The organism is Dactylosporangium sucinum (assembly GCF_014647515.1).
In the GTDB taxonomy this organism is placed as follows: domain Bacteria; phylum Actinomycetota; class Actinomycetes; order Mycobacteriales; family Micromonosporaceae; genus Dactylosporangium; species Dactylosporangium sucinum.
This window is the reverse complement of the sequence record NZ_BMPI01000031.1, coordinates 1-19,197: the sequence shown is the minus strand read 5'-3', so window position 1 is coordinate 19,197 and position 19,197 is coordinate 1. Positions and strand designations below refer to the sequence as shown.

At 72.8% G+C, this 19,197-nt stretch carries 22 protein-coding genes; 12 read left to right on the top strand and 10 right to left on the bottom strand.

Features of this window, described 5'->3' with window-relative positions:
* Positions 1-2: 2 nt before the first annotated feature.
* Positions 3-662 (top strand): TetR/AcrR family transcriptional regulator, encoded by a 660-nt coding sequence (locus tag IEZ31_RS28760; protein WP_229835935.1) that lies wholly within the window; start codon positions 3-5, stop codon positions 660-662.
* Here the strand turns inward: IEZ31_RS28760 and IEZ31_RS28755 are convergent.
* Positions 649-1,002: a winged helix-turn-helix transcriptional regulator gene (locus IEZ31_RS28755; protein WP_190253133.1), complete on the bottom strand. Its 354-nt coding sequence runs from the start codon at positions 1,000-1,002 to the stop codon at positions 649-651. The two genes, IEZ31_RS28760 and IEZ31_RS28755, sit on opposite strands and share 14 nt — an antisense overlap.
* 106 nt (positions 1,003-1,108) lie before the next feature.
* Here IEZ31_RS28755 and IEZ31_RS28750 point away from each other — a divergent pair, with 106 nt between their 5' ends.
* The gene (locus IEZ31_RS28750; protein WP_190253132.1) at positions 1,109-1,678 is read left to right on the top strand and encodes an NADPH-dependent FMN reductase; all 570 of its coding nucleotides are present in this window, start codon (positions 1,109-1,111) and stop codon (positions 1,676-1,678) included.
* Between the two features lie 27 nt (positions 1,679-1,705).
* A complete protein-coding gene (locus IEZ31_RS28745) occupies positions 1,706-2,296 on the top strand; it encodes a DNA-3-methyladenine glycosylase (RefSeq protein WP_190253212.1) in 591 nt (196 codons plus the stop codon).
* A gap of 289 nt (positions 2,297-2,585) precedes the next feature.
* Here IEZ31_RS28745 and recQ read toward each other — a convergent pair whose 3' ends face one another.
* Positions 2,586-4,412, bottom strand: coding sequence for a DNA helicase RecQ (gene recQ / locus IEZ31_RS28740; RefSeq protein ID WP_229835934.1), 1,827 nt, complete (start codon positions 4,410-4,412; stop codon positions 2,586-2,588).
* 85 nt (positions 4,413-4,497) lie between these two features.
* Positions 4,498-4,854: a YciI family protein gene (locus IEZ31_RS28735; protein WP_190253130.1), complete on the bottom strand. Its 357-nt coding sequence runs from the start codon at positions 4,852-4,854 to the stop codon at positions 4,498-4,500.
* Positions 4,855-4,935: 81 nt separating this feature from the next.
* Here IEZ31_RS28735 and IEZ31_RS28730 point away from each other — a divergent pair, with 81 nt between their 5' ends.
* On the top strand, positions 4,936-5,847 hold the full coding sequence (locus IEZ31_RS28730) for an RNA polymerase subunit sigma-70 (protein WP_229835933.1): 912 nt from the start codon (positions 4,936-4,938) through the stop codon (positions 5,845-5,847).
* Here the strand turns inward: IEZ31_RS28730 and IEZ31_RS28725 are convergent.
* Positions 5,842-6,816, bottom strand: coding sequence for a hypothetical protein (locus IEZ31_RS28725; RefSeq protein WP_190253129.1), 975 nt, complete (start codon positions 6,814-6,816; stop codon positions 5,842-5,844). The two genes, IEZ31_RS28730 and IEZ31_RS28725, sit on opposite strands and share 6 nt — an antisense overlap.
* A 59-nt stretch (positions 6,817-6,875) precedes the next feature.
* On the opposite strand from IEZ31_RS28725, the gene IEZ31_RS28720 reads away from it, so the two are divergent.
* From IEZ31_RS28720 to IEZ31_RS28700, 5 genes are all read left to right on the top strand, one after another.
* Complete coding sequence (locus IEZ31_RS28720) at positions 6,876-7,427, top strand: hypothetical protein (RefSeq protein WP_190253128.1); 552 nt, start codon at positions 6,876-6,878, stop codon at positions 7,425-7,427.
* Between the two features lie 64 nt (positions 7,428-7,491).
* Positions 7,492-8,112 (top strand): hypothetical protein, encoded by a 621-nt coding sequence (locus IEZ31_RS28715; RefSeq protein ID WP_190253127.1) that lies wholly within the window; start codon positions 7,492-7,494, stop codon positions 8,110-8,112.
* Positions 8,113-8,160: 48 nt separating this feature from the next.
* Entirely contained in the window at positions 8,161-8,781 is a 621-nt protein-coding gene (locus IEZ31_RS28710; RefSeq protein WP_190253126.1) for a PadR family transcriptional regulator, read from the top strand.
* Positions 8,782-8,937: 156 nt separating this feature from the next.
* Positions 8,938-9,888, top strand: coding sequence for an ABC transporter ATP-binding protein (locus IEZ31_RS28705; RefSeq protein ID WP_190253125.1), 951 nt, complete (start codon positions 8,938-8,940; stop codon positions 9,886-9,888).
* Positions 9,885-10,646 carry an ABC transporter permease gene (locus tag IEZ31_RS28700; protein ID WP_190253124.1) on the top strand — a complete coding sequence of 254 codons (762 nt, stop codon included), beginning with the start codon at positions 9,885-9,887 and terminating at the stop codon, positions 10,644-10,646. The genes IEZ31_RS28705 and IEZ31_RS28700 overlap by 4 nt, the downstream gene beginning before the upstream one ends.
* A gap of 146 nt (positions 10,647-10,792) precedes the next feature.
* On the opposite strand, the gene IEZ31_RS28695 is transcribed toward IEZ31_RS28700, so the two are convergent.
* Positions 10,793-11,305, bottom strand: coding sequence for an NAD(P)-dependent oxidoreductase (locus IEZ31_RS28695; protein WP_190253123.1), 513 nt, complete (start codon positions 11,303-11,305; stop codon positions 10,793-10,795).
* A 67-nt stretch (positions 11,306-11,372) separates the two neighbouring features.
* On the opposite strand from IEZ31_RS28695, the gene IEZ31_RS28690 reads away from it, so the two are divergent.
* Positions 11,373-11,744, top strand: a complete 372-nt coding sequence (locus tag IEZ31_RS28690) for a winged helix-turn-helix transcriptional regulator (protein ID WP_190253122.1) — start codon at positions 11,373-11,375, stop codon at positions 11,742-11,744.
* On the top strand, positions 11,741-12,514 hold the full coding sequence (locus IEZ31_RS28685; protein ID WP_190253121.1) for an SGNH/GDSL hydrolase family protein: 774 nt from the start codon (positions 11,741-11,743) through the stop codon (positions 12,512-12,514). The genes IEZ31_RS28690 and IEZ31_RS28685 overlap by 4 nt, the downstream gene beginning before the upstream one ends.
* A gap of 130 nt (positions 12,515-12,644) precedes the next feature.
* Here the strand turns inward: IEZ31_RS28685 and IEZ31_RS28680 are convergent, their stop codons facing one another.
* The 5 genes from IEZ31_RS28680 to IEZ31_RS28660 form a co-directional block, all read right to left on the bottom strand.
* Positions 12,645-13,550 carry an NADP-dependent oxidoreductase gene (locus tag IEZ31_RS28680; protein WP_190253120.1) on the bottom strand — a complete coding sequence of 302 codons (906 nt, stop codon included), beginning with the start codon at positions 13,548-13,550 and terminating at the stop codon, positions 12,645-12,647.
* 13 nt (positions 13,551-13,563) lie between these two features.
* Positions 13,564-15,042: a class I SAM-dependent methyltransferase gene (locus IEZ31_RS28675; protein WP_229835932.1), complete on the bottom strand. Its 1,479-nt coding sequence runs from the start codon at positions 15,040-15,042 to the stop codon at positions 13,564-13,566.
* Between the two features lie 2 nt (positions 15,043-15,044).
* Entirely contained in the window at positions 15,045-15,353 is a 309-nt protein-coding gene (locus IEZ31_RS28670; RefSeq protein ID WP_190253119.1) for an antibiotic biosynthesis monooxygenase family protein, read from the bottom strand.
* Positions 15,354-15,425: 72 nt separating this feature from the next.
* The gene (locus IEZ31_RS28665) at positions 15,426-15,872 is read right to left on the bottom strand and encodes a hypothetical protein (RefSeq protein ID WP_190253118.1); all 447 of its coding nucleotides are present in this window, start codon (positions 15,870-15,872) and stop codon (positions 15,426-15,428) included.
* Positions 15,869-17,296: an O-antigen ligase family protein gene (locus tag IEZ31_RS28660; protein ID WP_190253117.1), complete on the bottom strand. Its 1,428-nt coding sequence runs from the start codon at positions 17,294-17,296 to the stop codon at positions 15,869-15,871. Before IEZ31_RS28660 ends, IEZ31_RS28665 begins: the two co-directional genes overlap by 4 nt.
* A gap of 153 nt (positions 17,297-17,449) precedes the next feature.
* Here IEZ31_RS28660 and tyrS point away from each other — a divergent pair, with 153 nt between their 5' ends.
* Positions 17,450-18,718: a tyrosine--tRNA ligase gene (gene tyrS / locus IEZ31_RS28655; protein ID WP_190253116.1), complete on the top strand. Its 1,269-nt coding sequence runs from the start codon at positions 17,450-17,452 to the stop codon at positions 18,716-18,718.
* Positions 18,719-19,197: the final 479 nt, after the last annotated feature.

The following is a 19,197-nucleotide window of genomic DNA, read 5'->3' as shown; positions in this document are numbered from 1 at the left end:
GCATGACAGCGGACTCGCCGGGTGCGGCCAGCGGTGGCCGCACCCGCAACCGTCGTGGTGAGGGCGGCCTGCTGCGCGACGAGATCGTCGCCGCGGCCGAGCGGATCCTGGAGCGCGAGGGCAACGAGGATGCGCTCACGCTGCGCTCGGTCGCCCGCGAGGCCGGCATCGCCGCGCCGTCGATCTACGCGCACTTCGCCGACCGCGAGGCGATCCTCGACGCCGTGCTCGACATCGCGTACGAGCGCCTCCGCCGGCTGGTCCTCGACACCGTCGCCGAGATCGACGATCCGGTCGAGTCGCTGCTCGCCGGCTGCCGGGCCTACGTCCGGTTCGGGTTCGACGAGCCCGCGCGGTACACCGTCCTCTTCGGCCGCCGCCGCGCCGACCGCCCGGTGATCACCTCGGCGCAGAGCCTCGCCGACCTCCCACCGGAATGGCGCCGGCGCACCGAGTCGTTCATGGTGATGGTCGACGCGCTCGCCGCCTGCGTGAAGACCGGCCGCTCCGCCAGCACCGACCCGTTCACCGACGCGACCGCCCTGTGGACGTCGCTGCACGGCGCCGTGGTGATGCGCCAGTTCGTGCCGGGCTTCCCGTGGCCGCCGGTGGAGGAGGCGGTCGACGCGATGGTGCGCCGGCTGGCGCTCATCCGGCCGTAGCGCGATTGCGCAGCACGGCCTGGCCGTGCTCGTCCACCCAGCGGATGAGCCCGTCGACCGGGTCGAGCAGCGTGCGGCCCAGCGGCGTCAGCGCGTACTCCACCCGCGGCGGGGTCTCGGCGTGCGCGGTCCGCGACACGAGCCCGTCGCGCTCCAGGTCGCGCAGCGTCTTGGCGAGCATCCGGTGCGAGATGCCGTCGGTCTCCCGCTGGATCGCGGTGAACCGCTGCGCCCCGCCCACGAGCGTGGCGACGACGGCGAGCGTCCACTTGTCGCCGATGGTGGTGAGCAGCCCGCGCAGCACCGCGCGCAGCTCGTCGTCCTGGCACGTCTCGGTCATGGCCGGTTACCTCAAAGTGCGTAATTCCGATAGGGAATTTGCAGTATCGCGCCGTCGCTCACCGGTTCGTCAAGCACCACCGGACCCTCAGTGAGGAGCGATTCCCATGACCGACATCGCCATCGTCGTCGGCAGCGTCCGCCCCGGCCGGTACAGCCGGCAGGTCGCGGACTGGGTGCACGCGGAGGCCTCGAAGCGCACCGACGCGACGTTCGAGATCGTCGACCTGGCCGACTACCCCCTGCCGCACCTGGACGAGCCGGTCCCGGCGTCGGCCGGGCAGTACGCGAACGAGCACACCCGGTCGTGGTCAGCCGCGGTCGCGGCGTTCGACGGCTACGTGTTCGTGACCCCGGAGTACAACCACTCGACGAGCGGCGTGCTGAAGAACGCGCTGGACTACCTGTACGCCGAGTGGAACAACAAGGCGGCCGGCTTCGTGAGCTACGGCGTGGCCGGCGGCGCGCGGGCCGTCGAGCACCTGCGGCTCATCGCGGCCGAGTTGCAGCTGGCGACCGTCCGCTCGCAGGTCGCGCTGTCCTTCTACACCGACTTCGAGCAGTTCACGACGCTGACCCCGGGCGCGCACCAGTACGACGCGCTCACGGCGACCCTCGACCAGCTCGTCGCCTGGTCCAACGCCCTGGCCCCGCTGCGGACCGAGCTTCGCCTGTGATCGGATTGCCCGGTGGAGTACCCCTGGATGCGCGCACCCGCGGCCGCGATCGCCGACACCGCCCGGACGCTGCTGGGGTGGCACCTGTCCGCCAACGGGGTGACGGTCCGGCTGACCGAGGTCGAGGCGTACGCGGGCACCGGTGAGGACCCCGCGTCCCACGCCCACCGTGGCCCGACGCCCCGCACGCGGGTGATGTTCGGCCCGGCGGGGCACGCGTACGTCTACTTCATCTTCGGCGTCCACTGGTGCCTCAACATCGTGTGCGGCGCCGAGGGCGAGGCGGCCGCGGTCCTGCTGCGCGCCGGCGAGGTCGTCGCCGGCGCGCAGCTCGCGTCGCAGCGCCGGTCCGGCGCCTCGGCCCGCGAGCTGGCCCGCGGCCCGGCCCGCCTGGTCCAGGCCCTCGGCATCGGCAAGGACGCCAACGGCACCTCGGTGGTCGACGGCACCGGCCCGTTGCTGCTGTCCCCGCCACCGACCCCGCTCGACCCGGCGTCGGTGAGCTCCGGCCCCCGGGTGGGCGTGGCGAGCGCCCACGACCTCCCGTGGCGCTTCTGGCTGACGGCCGACCCGACGGTGAGCGCGTACCGCCGCCACGTGCCGCGCCTTCGCAAGTGATGGCCGCACCTGCTGGGCTCTGTCCGTTTGTCACCCTCGGTGGCTGTGGGTCGGGGCTCGGCGCCGCGCGCCCGCCTGACCGCGCGGGCACGTCCGGCCCGCACGCGCGACCGGCCCGGCTCGTGCTTGCGGCCCGCCCCGACCCCGACCCCGACCCCGGCGCCAGCCCGGCCCGGTGCGGCCTGGCGCCATCCCGCCCGCACGATCCCGCACGATGTCGCCTCCGGCCTGGCACGATCCCGCCCGGACCTCGACCGCGGCCGCGGGTTGGAGCGTGCCGTGGCGGCGGTCAGGGCGTGGCGTCGGCGATCGTGTCGAGGATCTGCTGGCCGAACTTGGCCAGCTTGTTCTCGCCCACGCCGTTCACCGTGGCCAGCGCGGGCAGCGTGCGGGGCGCCTCGGCGGCGATCTGGCGCAGCGTGGCGTCGTGGAAGATGACATACGCCGGGACGCTCTGCTCCTTGGCCGTGGCCGCGCGCCAGGCGCGCAGCCGCTCGAACAGCGCGGCGGCCTCGGGGGAGAGGTCGGGGGCGTCGGCGCGGGACTTGGCGGCCCGCGCGGCCTTCGACGGGGAGACCGGGCGGTCGGGCTCGCGGCGGAGCATGACCTGGCGGCGGCGGCCGAGGACCTCGCCGCTGGCATCGGTGAGGACCAGCGTGCCGTAGTCGCCCTCGACCGCCAGCAGGCCCTGGGCCAGGAGCTGGCGGATGACGGCACGCCACTCGGCCTCGCGGAGGTCGGCGCCGATGCCGAAGACGGTCAGCTCGTCGTGGTGCCACTGGACGACCTTGTCGGTCTTCTTGCCGAGCAGGATGTCGATGCACTGGCCGGCGCCGAACTTCTGGTTGCGCTCGCGGTGCAGGCGGAAGACGGTCGACAGGAGCTTCTGGGCGGCCACCGTGCCGTCCCAGGACTCCGGCGGGGCGAGGCAGGTGTCGCAGTTGCCGCACGGGGCGCTCTGCTCGCCGAAATAGGCGAGGAGCTGGACCCGGCGGCACTCGACGGTCTCGCACAGAGCGAGCATGGCGTCGAGGTGGCCGCCGAGGTTGCGGCGGTGGGCGGCGTCGCCCTCGGAGCCCTCGATGAGCTTGCGCTGCTGGACGACGTCCTGCAGGCCGTAGGCCAGCCAGGCCGTGGAGGGCAGGCCGTCGCGGCCCGCGCGGCCGGTCTCCTGGTAGTAGCCCTCGACGGACTTCGGCAGGTCGAGGTGGGCGACGAACCGGACGTCGGGCTTGTCGATGCCCATGCCGAACGCGATCGTCGCGACCATGACCAGCCCGTCCTCGCGCAGGAAGCGGGACTGGTTGGTGGCGCGCAGGTCCGCGTCGAGGCCGGCGTGGTAGGGCAGGGCGGGGATGCCGTTCTCCTTGAGGAACTCGGCGATCTTCTCCACCGAGTTGCGGGAGAGGCAGTAGACGATCCCGGCGTCGCCGCGGTGCTCGGTGCGCAGCAGGTCGAGCAGCTGGCGGCGCGGGTCCTGCTTGGCCACGATGCGGTATTGAATGTTGGGGCGGTCGAAGCTCGACACGAAGTGCCGCGCCTCGCCCAGGCCGAGCCGCGTGGCGATCTCGCGGTGCGTCGCCGTGGTGGCGGTCGCGGTCAGCGCGACGCGGGGCACGTCGGGCCAGCGCTCGTGCAGCAGGTTGAGGTTGAGGTAGTCGGGCCGGAAGTCGTGGCCCCACTGCGAGACGCAGTGGGCCTCGTCGATGGCGAACAGCGCGATCCGGCCCCGCTCCAGCAACCGCAGCGTCGACTGGGACGCGAGCGCCTCGGGCGCCAGGTAGAGCAGGTCCAGCTCGCCGGCGGCGAACCGCGCCTCGATGACGCGGCGGGTGTCGAAGTCGAGCGTGGAGTTGACGAAGCCGGCCTGCACGCCCAGCTCGGTCAGCGCGTCGACCTGGTCCTGCATGAGGGCGATGAGCGGGGAGACGACGACCGCGGTGCCGGGGCGGACGAGCGCCGGGATCTGGTAGCACAGTGACTTGCCGCCACCGGTCGGCATGAGCACGAGCGCGTCGCCGCCGGCGATGACGTGCTCGATGATCTCCTGCTGCTGGCCGCGGAAGGCGTCGTAACCGAACACCCGCCGCAGGACCTCGACCGCTGCTGCATCCACGGCCGCGAGTCTACGAGCCCCCACCGACAAAAGCCGCCCGGCCGGTCCGTTGCTGCACGGACCGGCCAGGCGCCATCACGCACCGTCACGCATCCTGGGAGTACACGATCGGGCGAACCTCGATCGCGTTCCACTTCGCGTCCGGAATCATCGCCGCCAGCTCGGTGGCCCGCTCCTTGGACTCGCATTCGACGAGGTAGAAGCCGGCCATGAACTCCTTTGCCTCGACGTACGGCCCGTCGGTGACGGTCTCGGCACCGCCACGGATGCGCACGACGGCGCTCTCCTTCGGCTCGGCCAGCGCGTGCGTGCTGAGCATCTCACCGGACTCGGTGATGGTCTTGATGAACCGCTCGTGGCCGGCCATGACCTCGTCGACGTCGGCCTGCGTCAGGGTCGACCAGACGTCGGGGTTCATGTGGATCAGCAGCAGGTATTTCACGTTTCGCTCCTTCGACGAACCGTAGGGACACCATCAGGTCGGAGCCGTCGTCCCCACATCTACACGAGTACCGTCCCCGATGTGGATTTCCGGGAACTCTTCGAACGCCACCGCCGTGAGCTGCACGTTCATTGCTACCGCATGCTCGCCTCGTTCGAGGAGGCCGACGACGCCGTGCAGGAGACGTTCCTGCGCGCGTGGCGGCACCAGGAGCGGTTCGAGCCGGGCACCAACCCGCGCGCCTGGCTGTACCGGATCGCCACCAACGTCTGCCTCGACGCCATCCGCAAGCACGACCGCCGCCCGCCGAGCGAGCAGGAGGTGACCTGGTTGCAGCCTTATCCCGACCACCTCCTCGACCGGGCGGCGCCGTCCGACGAGCAGCCCGACGCGGTGGTGGTCGCCCGGGAGACGATCGAGCTGGCGTACCTCACCGCGATCCAGCTCCTGCCGCCGAAGCAGCGCGCCGTCCTGCTGCTGCGCGACGTGCTCGACTGGTCCGCCGCCGAGACCGCCGAGCTGCTCGAGCTCTCCGTCGCCTCGGCGAACAGCGCCCTGCAGCGGGCCCGCGCGACGCTCAGGAGCGCCCGGCCGGCCGAGCCGCAGGCGCCCGACGAGAGCGAGCGCCGGCTGCTGGCCCAGCTCATCGACGCTCATGAGCGCGCCGACATCGAGGCGGCCGTGGCGCTGCTGCGGGCGGACATCCGCGTCACGATGCCGCCGCTTCCCCAGGTGTACCTCGGGGTCGATGCGTTCCTGGGACTGCTGGACCGCGCGTTCAACAGCGGGATGGGCGAGTGGCGCCTGGTGCCGACGAGCGCCAACCGCACCCCGGCCGCGGCCAGCTACCTGCGGGCCCCCGGCGACGACCGGTTCCGGGCGTTCAAGCTCGACGTCGTCCGGATGGCCGGCGGGAAGGTCGCCGAGTTCACCACCTTCGGGCCCGGCTTCTTCGAGCGGTTCGGGCTTCCGGCGGTACTGCTGGAATCATGATTTTGTCTCCTGCGGCAGCGGCAGGGACCTTGCGATCTTCGTAAGCGTCGCCGCGGCGGTCGCGAACTTCGTGCCGTCGGGGTGGACGGTCAGCACCGCCACCAGGTAGCGGTCGCCCTCGCCGACGGTGCCGGTCGTGTGCAGGACCTCGCCGCTCATGTCCGGGTTGTTCGGCGCGGCGGCCGGCACGACCTCGGGGTCGGACCCGCTGTCCGCCGCGCCGGCCGCGCACGGGGTGTCCGGGTCGTCGCCGAAGCCCGACCAGCCCTGCTTCGCCGACCACGGCCTGCGGAAGGCGCTCGGGATGCCGAAGGACTGGTCGTAGCGGTCGGTGCCGCACTTCGTCGACGCGTGCAGGTTGCCCATGATGTAGTCGCGGACGGGTGCCGGCGCCTGTTCGAGGAGGTAGCGGTACACCCGGACGAGATCCGCGGCGCTGACCGCCGTGTAGCCCCAGTAGCCCGGCTGGCTGACCGGTGGCGGCGCGGTGTCCTGCAGGCCGAGGCGCTGCACCATCCGGGTCACCACCTCGCGGGAGCCGTTCGCCTTCCACAGGGCGGTCGCCGCCGCGTCGTCGCTGCTGCGCAGCATGACGTCGAGCTTCGGCTTGTCCGCGGCCGGCACCGTGTAGTCCGGGCCCTTGTTCCAGAAGTAGTCGAGCGCGATGAGCAGCTTGACCAGCGACGCCGACCGGAACCGCCAGCTGGCCTTCTGCTGCAGCACGAACGTGCCGGCCTGCCGGTCGTAGATCACGATGCCGGCGGTGACGCCGGCCGGGATCGGCACCGCGGTCGCCGACGGGCTCGTCGACGGGGACGGGGACGGGGCCGCGCTCGGGGTCGGTGACGCCGTCACTGGGAGTGGCGAGGCGGCGACCGGCAGGCGCGCGGCGGCCGGCTGACCGCCGCCGCAGCCGGCGAGCGCAACGGCCGCCAGCAGGGCGATTGATGCTGCACGCGCGATGGGCACGGTCCATCCTGACGCACGGAGCGGCCCGCGTCACGGTGGTGGTGAGGGACCATGAACTCGTGGGGTCTGGTCGGGGACGTCCGGGGTGGCTTGTCCTCGCCGCCGCGGTCCCGGTCGGGCTGCCGCTGCTCGGCCGGTGGCAAGCCATGGCCATGTTCGCCGCCGCGGTCGCCGCGGTCGCCGTCCCGGTGTTCGCGGCGCAGTGGCGGGACCGGGAACGGCAGCGGGCCGCCCACCGGGCCGGGGTGCGGACCTGGACCGGGCACGTTCCCCTCGACCACGCCGTCGGGCTCTGGGACCTCGGCGTCGTCGCCGCGTTCCGGTTCGGCGGCGGGCTGCCCGTCCGGGTGACGCCGACGCAGGCCGGGCTCTTCGTCGCGGTCCGCTCGTCCGCGGGCGGACGGCGGTACGCGCCCGTGACCGTCCAGTGGTCGGACATCGCCGGGGCGCGCACCGAGGCCGCCGGCCGGGCCACCGACTGGGGCCGGGTGGCCATGCTGCCCCTGACGACGGTGACCGTCGAGCTGGCGCCGCCCGGCGCGGGCGCGTTCGTGATGACGACGACCGATGCGGCCGGGCTTGTGGAAACGGTCACCGCCCGGCTCGGGTGATGGTGCGGGCACCGTGCGTGGCTGAGTTGCGTCAATTTCTGGCGGTTCCGTACGGTGGTCTTCCATGGCGGAGTTGATCGAGGTTGGTGTCTGGTACGAGGCCCGACCGATCACGGTTGACCAGGGCGTCGACCGATACGAAGCGCTTCGGCGCGGTGATGACGGGTGGGCCGCGCCCGATCCCGGCGTCGAGCGGTTCCACCGCGAGGTGCTCGCCGGGGTCGATCCCCGGTGGTGGGCCGGGCCGGTCGGCGGCACGGCGAGCTACGTGCTGCTGAGCCTGCTCGGCGGCACCCCGGAGGAGATTCTCACCTTCGTGCACAAGCTCGCCGACGAGTGCGAGCTGCTGTGTTTCCAGCGGCCGGGCCGGCACCAGCCGGCGGCCCTCTGGCAGCCCCGGCGCCTGCTGCGCGTCCCGGTGCCGCGGATGGCCACGGAGGACGGCTCGCTCGCGCACCATCCGACCCGGTCGGACATCCGCGACTTCCTCGGCCGGCTGCACGAGGACAACCGGTCGGCCGTGCTCTGGCGGGAGGACGGTTCGTCGATCCGGGTGGCGTTCGTGCCGGCGCAGCGGCGCTGGCGGATCGAGACCACCGAGGGCGAGCGGGTGACCTCGGCCGAGCAGGACGACCTGGACGGGGTGGCCGAGCGGTTCGAGGAGTTCGCGCTCGGGTCCTCGTAGGCGTATACTCGTCGGCGAGCATCCGGCGACGTGTAGGAGGTGGGGCGGGTGGCCAAGCGACGCAAGGTCGGCAACCTGCTCGGCCTCCACGTGCTCGCGACCCTCTTCGGGCGGCCCATGCATCCGTATGAGATGGCCGCCGAGATGCGCAGTCGCGGCAAGGAGCAGGACGTCAAGATCCAGTGGGGCTCGCTCTACACGGTGGTGCAGAACCTCGAGAAGCACGGCTTCATCGAGGCGGCGGAGACGACCCGGGAAGGTCGTCGCCCCGAGCGCACCGTCTACCAGATCACCGAAGCCGGGCGGGCCGAGGCGGCCGACTGGCTCCGCGAGATCCTCGCCGTGCCGGAGCCGGAGTATCCGCGGCTCAAGGCGGCGCTGTCCGTCGTCGGCGTGCTCCCGCCCGACGAGGTGATGTCGCTGCTCGACGAGCGCATCGGCGTGCTCGACGCGGAGATCCGGACCGTCACCGGGATGCTGGAGGAGTGGGGTCGCGACGTGCCCCGCATCTTCCTCATCGAGACGGAGTATTCGGTGGCCCTGCAGCGGGCCGAGCGTGACTGGCTCATGGGCCTGCAGGCGGAGCTCAAGGCCGGCACGCTGCCCGGCATGGCGGAGTGGCGGCACTACCACGAGACGGGGGAGCTGCTGTTCGGCCAACCCAACTGAGAAGAAAGCCCCGGCCGGGGTGCGGGAACACCACGGCCGGGGCCCAGAGAATCCCTCGACCGGCCCGCGGGAACGAGCACGGCGCAAGGTGTCTGCAACCACCAGCTTAGCGAACCCCCGCGGTCCGGTCCCCAGCTCGGGAACCGGAGACCCACCATGGCTGCTGCCGTCACGGCGCACGACCTCGTCAAGACCTACCCCAAGGGCGTCACCGCCCTCGACCACCTCTCGCTCACCGTCCAGCGCGGGGAGGTGCTCGGCCTGCTCGGGCCCAACGGCGCCGGCAAGTCGACGACCGTCAAGATCCTGACCACGCTTGCCCGGCCCGACCGCGGCACCGCCATGGTCGGCGGCCACGACGTCATCACCGCGCCCGACCGGGTGCGGCGCGTGATCGGCGTCGTCGCGCAGCGCTCGGGTGCCGACCCGGCCGCGACCGGCCGGGACAACCTCACCCTGCAGGGCCGCCTGTTCGGGATGCGCGGCGCCCCGCTGCGCCGCCGCGTCGACGAGCTGCTCGGGCGCTTCGAGCTGGCCGACGCCCAGCACCGCGTGGTGCGCGACTGGTCCGGCGGCATGCAGCGCCGGCTCGACGTCGCCATGGGCCTCGTCCACCGCCCGGAGGTGCTGTTCCTCGACGAGCCGACGACCGGCCTCGACCCGGAGGGCCGCGCCGCGCTGTGGGCCGAGATCGCCCGGCTCGCCGGCGACGACATGGCCGTCCTGCTCACCACGCACTATCTCGACGAGGCCGATCGGCTGGCCGACCGCCTCGTCATCGTCGACGGCGGGCGGGTCGTCGCCGAAGGCCCGCCCGACGCCCTCAAGGGCGAGCTGCGCGGCGACGCCGTGCACCTGGAGCTGGAGGCCGGCACCGACGGCGGGCGCGCCCGGGCGGCCGCCGAGCGGGTGCCCGGCCTGCGCGAGATCACCCTCGACGGCACCCGGCTGTCCGCCCGCGCCGACGACGGTGCCGCCGCCGTGCCGGCCGCGCTCGCCGCGCTCGACGCGGCCGGCCTGCGGGTGGCGACGGTGACCGTGGCCCGCCCCAGCCTCGACGACGTCTACCTGCGCCACGCCGGCCACCGGATCACGGAGGCGGCATGAACCTCGTCCACCTCACCGCCCGCCGGCTCAAGGTGTTCGTCCAGCAGCCCGCGTTCCTGCTCATCACGCTGATCCAGCCGGCGATCTGGCTGTTCCTGTTCGGCAACCTCTTCCGGCGCATCGTCGAGCTGCCCGGCTTCGGCGGCGGCAGCTACCTCGACTACCTGGTGCCCGGCGTCGTGGTCATGACGGCCATCTCGTCGAGCATGTGGTCGGGCATGGGCGTGCTGGAGGAGATCGACCGCGGCACCATGAACCGCTTCCTGAGCACCCCGGTCTCCCGCGGCGCGATCCTCACGGCGGTCGTGATCGAACAGGTCCTGAGCGTGACCGTCCAGGCCGTGATCATCATCCTGCTGGGCCTGCTGGCCGGCGCCTCCCTCCCGGGCGGCGTGCTCGGCAGCGTGTTCCTGATCCTGTCCGCGGCCCTGCTGGGCACGATCTTCAGCGCCCTGTCGAACACGGTCGGCATGCTGGTCCGCCAGCGCGAGACCATCATCGGCCTCAACACGCTGCTCCTCCTGCCGCTGACGTTCCTGTCGTCGGCCTTCATGGCCCCGGCGCTGATGCCCGGCTGGATGCGCACGCTGGCGGACGGCAACCCGGTGAACTGGGCGCTGCGAGCCGCACGGGCCACGATGTCCACGACGGTGGACTGGCCGGCGCTGGCCCGCTCCGGCGGCGGCTTACTCGTGCTGGCCGCGGCGATGCTGTGGTTGTCGACCCGGACCTTCCGCTCGTACCAGAAGTCGGTCTAGCCGCTCGCCCCCGGCCCGGACGCCTGCCGCCTGCCGCTCGGCGGTGCCGTCCGGGCCGGGTTCGGCGTGCTGGCCCGGCCATGATCGATGGACGCAGCTGGTTGCCGTGGCGGCCAGGTCGTTCCATCGATCATGGCGAGGTGGGGCTACGGCTCCAACGCGTACTGCTCGCGGTGGTGGTGCGGGGTCGTTGCCTCGTCGAGGAGGGCCTTGGCCAGCTCCGCGTACGTGTAGCCGGCCGACTCGTCGGCCACCAGCGTCATCGGTGGGGTGCAGACCGCCCAGTCGACCGGGCCGGCGTACGAGCGCAGGACGTCCAGCTCCGCCGCGCGGGCCTCGCTGAAGGGGCGCCACTCCTCGGGGAAGTCCGCGGACTCGAACAGCATCGTGCCGTCCGGCGCCCGCAGCGTCGATGCCAGGCCCACCACCAACAGGCGGGGGATGGCGGCCTGCTCCAGGTCGGCCAGCACGCGGTGGGTGCCGGCGACGTATACGGCGTCGTAGTCGGGGCCGTACACCGTGCGGATCGCGACGTCCGCGCCCGGCTGCGGTGGGGCCGTGCGTGACGCCGGGATCACCTGGAGGCCGCGGCGGGCCGCCTCGCTGCGGATCTGGGTGCCGGCTCGGCCGTTCGCGCCGTACAACAGGATCGAGGTCATGCCGGGACCGTAGTGGGCCCCACCACGGTAACCGCAACGTAACCGCAGCGTGCGCTACCGTCGGCGGGTGCGCGAGCCTCTGCCACGGGACCTGTTCGACCCTGCCTGCCCGTCCAGCGTCACGCCGTTCCGGATCGGGGACAAATGGGCCGGGATGGTGCTCACCTGCCTGCGGGACGGGCCGCGGCGGTTCTCCGAGCTGCGCGTGCCGATGCACCGGGTGTCGGCCAAGGTGCTCGCCGAGACGCTGCGGGCGTTGGAGCGGGACGGGATGGTGACGCGCACGCGGTACGACGGGATCCCCCTGCGCGTCGAATATGCCATCACGCCGCTCGGGCGGTCCCTCTTCCCGGCGATGGATGCCTGCCGCCTGTGGGTGGACGAGCACCTGGGCGAGCTGATCGCCGCCCGTGAGGCGTATGCGGAGCGTGGCGCATGACATTCCGGCGGTACGTCGCGATCGGCGACTCGACGACCGAGGGCATGGACGACCCGGACGGCCGCGGTGGGTACCGGGGGTGGGCCGACCGCTTCGCCCAGCACGTGGCGGCGGCGCAGGGCGGGCTGGAGTACGCGAACCTGGCGATCCGCGGCCGCACCACCGCCCGGATCAGGGCCGAGCAGCTCCGACCGGCGCTCGACCTCAGGCCCGACCTGGCGACCGTGGTCGCCGGGATGAACGACATCCTGCGGACCTCGTTCGACGTCGGGACCGTGGCCGGGGACCTCGCGGCCATGCAGGCGGCGCTGGTCGGGCAGGGCGCGACCGTCCTCACGTTCACGCTGCCGGACCCGGCGCCGGTGATGCCGATCGCCAAGCCGCTGCGGGGCCGGGTGCTCGCGCTCAACGTGGCGATCCGGGAGGCCAGCGCGGCGAGCGGGGCGCTGCTGCTCGACCTCGGTGCGTACCCGGTGGCGTCCGACCCGCGGCTGTGGAGCGACGACCGCCTGCACGCCAACGCGGCCGGGCATGAGCGGATCGGGGCGGCGCTGGCGTACACGCTGGGGCTGCCCGGGTTCGACGACTCGTGGACGGCCCCGCTGCCGGCGCCCGTGCGACGCCGGCGGCATCAGGCCGTCGCCGCCGAGCTGGCCTGGGTGCGCCGCCATCTGCTGCCGTGGGCGGCGCGGCACCTGGTCGGGCGCTCGTCCGGCGACGGCCGGACCTGCAAACGGCCGGAGCCGCTGCCGGTCGCGGCCGCGGAATGAGTCGCGGCCGCGAACCTGGTCGCGGCGGCGGATTGCGGTCGCGGCCGCGGACCCGGTCGCGGCGGCGGATTGCGGTCGCGGACTCGGTCGCGGCAGCGGACTGCGGTCGCGGTCGCGGCCCGGCAACCGGTTACGGGAACAGAATGATCTTGCCCCGGGTGTGACCGGACTCGCTCAGGTCGTGCGCGGCGGCCGCCCGGGCGAACGGGAACGTCGCCTCCACCGGCATCCGGAAGCGCCCCTGCTCGAACAGCTCCGCGGCCTCGCGCAGCGCCGTCCAGGAGCGGCCCTCCGAGCCGTCCGTCACGCGCGCGCCCAGCTTCGGCGCGTCGAAGTCGGCGATGCTCACCACGTCGGCCGGCGTGGGGGTCAGGGTGACCAGCTCGGCGACCGCGCCCCGCCCGGCCGTGTCCAACGCCAGGTCGACGCCCTGCGGTGCGAGCGCCCGCACCCGGTCGGCGAGCCCGGGGCCGTAGGTGACCGCGAGCCCGCCGAGGGAGCGGATGTACTCGTGGTTGCGCTCGCTCGCGGTGCCGATGACGGTCGCGCCGCGGGCCACCGCGAGCTGCGTGGCCGCGCTGCCGACGCCGCCGGCGGCGCCGTTGACGACGAGCGTCTGGCCCTTCTCCAGGCCGAGCAGCGCGAGGGCGCGGCCGGCCGTCTCGACGACCGAGGGCAGGCCGGCGGCCTCCTCGAACGACATCCCGGCCGGCTTGGCCTGCCAGACCTTCAGCTCCACGAACTCGGCCGCGCCGCCGGCGGCGGACACGCCGAACACCTCGTCGCCGTCGGTGACCCCGTCGACGCCGGGACCCACCTCGTCGACCACCCCGGAGACGTCGGAGTGGGGGATCACGGGCAGGCGGCTCGGCGTGGTGTCGCCGAAGGCGCCGCTACGCACCTTCCAGTCGAACGGGTTGACGCCGACCGCGCGCACCGCGATGCGGATGCGGCCGGGGCCGGCGGTCGGCTCGGGCACGTCGACGACGTGCAGGACGCTCGACGGGCCGTACTCGGCGTACTGCAACGCTTCCATGGGCGGCTGCCTTTCAGGTGTTGAGCGGGCGCCGGGCGACCAGGAGCACGTGGGTCACCGGCCAGTCCAGCGGGGCGCCGTCCAGTGTGGACAGCTCGGCGAGGGAGGCGATGCGGTGGTCGACGATCCAGTCGTTGCGCCAGGCGTGGGACGCCCCGTCCATCTCGAAGCCTACGTCGGTCAGCAGCGCCTTCCAGTCGGCGAACTCCAGCCCGCAGAACTGCTCGTGCGCCTCCGACAGCCAGTTGTCGGGGTAGTCCTTGTGGGTGAGGAACTCCATGGCGTCGCCGAGGGCGAGCTCGACGGACGAGCCGTGGTCGGTGAACGGCAGCGGGAAGTGGAAGTCGGCCGCGAACCGGTCCAGGCGGGCCCGCACCGGCAGAGCCTCGACCAGCGCGGCGATCTGCTCGCGGGTGAGCCCGTCGAGCGACGGCGCCGGCGCCGCGGCACCCTGCAGGGCGAGCCGGACCGGCCGGTCCCGCCCGTCCGGGCCGCAGACGTCGGAGTTGATCCAGACACCGCCGGGCACGGTGTGCTCGTAGATCGCCGCCGCGAACGCGCGCAGGGAGTCGAGGCGCTGCCCATACGACCAGATCTCGTGCGTCAGCGCGAACGTCAGCGTCGTGTCGACCGACCTGCTCGGGAAGACCGCGCCACCCAGCACGTTGCGGCAGTAGAAATACACATTCGGGTTGCTGAACCAGCCCTGCGCCTTGCGGTGCACGCACTCCTCGTAGAGGTGCCGGGCGACCTCGACGCCGATCAGGTCGCTCTCACGCAGCGCCGGCTCGCGGTCGGCCAGGGCGAGCACCGCCCCGGCGCCGCAGCCCACGTCGACGATCCGGCCGGGCCGCACGTGCCGGCGCACCAGCTCCCACTTGCGCGCCGCGCTCGCCTCGAACGCCTCGGCATAGGTGCGGTAGTCGCGGGTCGTGGTGAGCCCGCCCTCCTCGCCGACCACCGGGTCGTTGACGACGAGCGCGACCTGCTCGCCGAGCCGATACCGGTCGTAGACGTCGAGCGTCGCCGGGTGGGCGAGGTCGCGCCAGGCGGATTCGCCCGCGGCGAGCATGAGCAGCACGTCCCACGGCCGGGCCGGTGCCGGGTCACGGTCGGCCTCGACGCCGGCGATCTCGAAGCCGAGCGCCTCGTACAGCGCAGCGACCTCCGGCGTCGAGCACGCCACGAGCGCGTTCTGCGGCGCCAGGCGGATGCCCAGCGCCGACTCGACGCTCTTGAGGGTGACCTCGGCGAACCGGTCGGTGTGTGCGGTGTCGAACACCGGCACGACCAGCGATCGCAGCCCCTCCTGGACGCTGAACCGCTCGATCGCGGCCTCCCGCCGGTCGTAGGCGACCGGGTTGCGCTTCGTGTTCTGGTGATTGGCGCTCGTCACCGCCCAGACCACCGTGCCGCCCAGGCCGCGCAGATACTCCGCCTGGAACCGGGTCAGCAGATGGTGGCGCCCCGGGAACAGGACGAAGCGCTCCACCGTCAGTCCTGCGGGCCGGCGGACTGCACGACCTCGAACTCCAGCAGGCTCGAACCGGACGCCACCGGCTTGGCCCGCTCGCCCGCGTGCGCCTCCTTCGCCGGGCCGTTGGCCCAGGCCTGGAAATGCTCCTCGGATTCCCACTTGGTGTAGACGAAATACCGCGTCTCGCCGGCCGTCGGACGCAGCAGCTCGAAGCCCAGGAAGCCGGGCGAGCCCTCCACCGCGCCGTGCCGCGCGGCGAAGCGCCGCTCCAGCTCCGGCCCCGCACCCTCCGGGACCTCGATCGCGTTGATCTTCACAACCGCCATGCACCCACCCTACTGGGCACCGGACACGGCATCCCGGGACCTGGTACGGCCCCGGGACGCCCCCTCGTTGTGTCAGTTGTTGACGTTGACGATCTCGCGGCCGGTGTTGAGGTTCCAGTAGCCGGCCGGGCCGCTGATGTCCGCCGAGCCGACCGCGTAGGCGACGCCCGGCTTGAACGGCGCGCCGTCGGCGAGCACGTGCAGCTTGACGTTCTCGACGGCGCCGGTGCAGACCTGGTTGTAGAGATACGCCGTGCCGTGCGCGGTGGTGTTGCCGTTCACGACCTGGCCGACCTCGACGCCGACCTGGTAGCGGGCGCCCACCGGGCAGCCCACCTTCACCGTGACGACGGTCGCCGCGCCCTTCGCCTTCAGGTTCGCCGTCTTGGCGATCTTGATCGACGAGCTGCCGTTGGACTCCGACTGCAGGTTGACCGCCGCGCCCGCCGGGACGGCGAACGCGAGCACCGCGCCGAGGGCCAGCGTGCCGGCCCCGAGGTGGGTCTTCGTGAGCTTCATTGCGGTTGTTCCTCCCCTGTGAGTGATGGTGCGGGTTCTTCACCGGGGAGCGGACCGGCCATGCCCACCAGCACGCCGAAGAGCAGCGGGACGACCGCCAGCTCCCACAGGAAGTCGAAGGCGCTGTGCACGGCCAGGGCGGCGATCGCCGCCACCGCGCCGGTCCACAGCAGATGGGGCGCGCCCGAGCGGCGGCCGCGCCGGAGCACGACCACGACGGCGGCGCCGAGCACGCCGAGCAGCACGAGGCCGACGGCGCCGAAGTCGACGAGCCACTGCAGGTACTCGTTGTGCACCCAGCGGCTGGCCACGAGCTTGCCCTCGTAGTCGGACCAGAAGAACCGCGCCAGCCCGGGCCCGGTGCCGAGGACCGGATGCGCGGCGACCTGGTCGAGGGCCGAGCGCAGCGCGCCTTCGCGGCCCATCGAGTCCAGCGTCAGGCGGCGCACCGCGATCGCGTCGAGCTGCGCCGGCAGTGGACGCGACGCGGGGAACGCCACGGCCCCGGCCGCCAGGGCGAGCAGGCTCGTCCATGCCGCGAGGAGTCTTCGTCCGTGCAGACGTGGCAGGTGTACCGCGAGCAGCCCGCCGATCAGCAGCGCCGCCACGGCCGGCAGCGGCTCCGGCTCGCCACCGGCGGGGAACGACGGGACGAGCCCGGCCAGGGCGACCGCCGCCCCCAGCCCGGCGGGCGCGACGTGGCGCAGCATTGCCCGTGCTGCCGACGCGAAGGGCAGCAGCAGCGCGCCCGCGGCGAAGGCCAGCACGCCCGCCCGGCTCAGCGTCGCGCCCAGGCCCACCAGGAGCAGGTACGCCGCCACGGCCCGCCACGTCGAGCCCGGGTCCGCGAGCAGTGACGCGAGGGCGAGCAGGGCCAGCGCCGCCAGCACGGCCGCCGCCGCGTTGGGATAGGTGAGGGTGGACGCGCCGCGCCACAGCTTCGTCTCGACCAGCACCGACCACCGCTCGATCCGCCACGCCACCCCCGCCCACGCCGTGACCGCCACCAGGACACCCAGGCCGACGAGCGCGTCGGCGAGCGACCGCCGCTCGTCGGCCCGGGTGCGCCCGGTGACGGCGACGGCGGCGACGACGACGGCGAGGGTGACGCAGACGCCGGCCGCCGTGGGCCAGCCACCGGCTGTCGCGGCGCGGATCAGGGCCCAGGCCGCGACGGCGCCGGCGGCGGCTGCGAGCAGGACTGTCGGGCGGTTCCACGGCGTTCGTCGCCTCGGCTGCTCCTGGACCTGGGCCTGCTTCCCGGCTGCCAGGTGCTCGCGCACTGCCAGCGCGGCGGCGGCCAGCGCCAGGGCCGTCACGAGCGCCCGGCCCGGCAGGTAGAAGCCGCCCTGGGCGACCAGGCCGGCCGTCGCCGCGGCGAGCACCGCGATGAGCGGAAACCGTTGCAGCGCAAGCGAATCCACCAGAACCACCCACCCCCGTCGAGTGCCTGTCCCGTCCGACTATAGAGATCGAGTCCGATCCGTGGGGCCCCGCGGGACGTTGGGAAATCGACACAACCAAACGGCCGGGCAAAGCGTTGGGAGCCGCTCGGACCCGGGTGCGAGAATCGCGGAATGACCGATGTGCTGGAAGATCTGCAGTGGCGGGGCCTGATCGCGCTCTCGACCGACCTCGACGAACTGCGTGCCGAGATGGCGAAGGGCCCGATCACCTACTACTGCGGCTTCGACCCGACCGCGCCGAGCCTGCACATCGGGCACCTGCTGCAGGTGCTGACCGTGCGGCGGCTGCAGTTGGCCGGGCACAACCCGCTCGCGCTCGTCGGCGGCGCCACCGGGCTGATCGGTGACCCGCGCCCGTCCGCCGAGCGGCAGCTGCACTCCCGCGACCAGGTCGCGGAGTGGGTCGAGAAGATCCGCGGCCAGATCGAGCCCTACCTGGACTTCACCGGGAGCAACGCGGCCCGGATCGTGAACAACCTGGACTGGACCGCGCCGATGTCCGCGATCGACTTCCTGCGCGACATCGGCAAGCACTTCCGGGTCAACAAGATGCTCACCAAGGACGCCGTGAGCGCCCGGCTCAACTCCGACGCCGGCATCAGCTACACCGAGTTCAGCTACCAGATCCTGCAGGGGATGGATTTCCTGGAGCTGTTCCGGCGGTACGGGTGCCGGCTGCAGACGGGCGGCAGCGACCAGTGGGGCAACCTGACCGCCGGCACCGACCTGATCCGGCGGATGGAGGGCGAGTCCGTGCACCTGCTCGCCACCCCGCTGCTGACCAACAGCGCCGGGGAGAAGCTCGGCAAGTCCACCGGCGGCGGGAGCCTTTGGATGGACGCGGGGATGACCAGCCCCTACGCGCTGTACCAGTACCTCGTGAACCTCGAGGACGCGATCGTCGGCGGACTGCTGCGGCAGCTGACGTTCCTCTCGCGGGAGGAGATCGACGTGATCGACAAGGAGACCGCCGACCGGCCGCAGGCCCGGATCGCGCAGCGGCGCCTCGCCGAGGAGGTCACCCGGATCGTGCACGGCGCCCACGAGACGGACCAGGTGATCGCGGCCAGCCAGGCGCTGTTCGGCCGGGGCGAGCTCGCCGAGCTGTCGGCGTCGACGCTGCGGGCCGCGCTGAGCGAGGCGGGGCTGGCCAGCGCGCCGGCCGGGTCGACCGTGGCCGATCTGTTCATCGCCGCGGGCCTGGTCAGCAGTCGCAACGAGGCGCGCCGGACGGTGGCCGAGGGCGGGGCGTACGTGAACAACGAGCGGGTCAGCGACGCCGAGGAGGCCGTGCCGGCCGAGCGGGCGCTCGCCGGCGGGCTTCTGGTGCTGCGCAAGGGAAAGCGCACGTTCGCCGGGGTCGAGCTCACCGCGATGTGACGATGTCGCCGGGCGCCGCGTGGCCTTGCGCCGCGCTACGGCGCCTGGCGGACACCGGATCTTCACCAAAGGGAGTGATCGATTTGGTGGAGATCGGCAAGCCGGGTAACGTGGATGGCCGGCAGGGAAACGGACGAGACAGCGGAGCGCACAGCGTGCCGCGGCGGTTGTCCTGCCGGAAGCCCGAAACCAACTCGGCGGCCTCGATTTGGACGCTGAGGGAGGAGCGGGTAAGGTAAGCAGCCGGCAGGGACACGGACGAGACCCGCGGGTCGCGAGAGCGAGCCGCAGCGGACGTCCTGCCGAATACCCTACGACATCCTTCCGGTTACCGGAAGCGTTGTTGTGTGTCTGTGAAACGGGACAAAGTGCGGCAAGCCGGACTTGACACCGCAAAGCGGGCGGGTTAGGATTGAACGGTACGAAAACGCCCCGGGTGGGTGGCGCCGGAAACGGTGCGGCTCGGCGGTGTGTGTTGG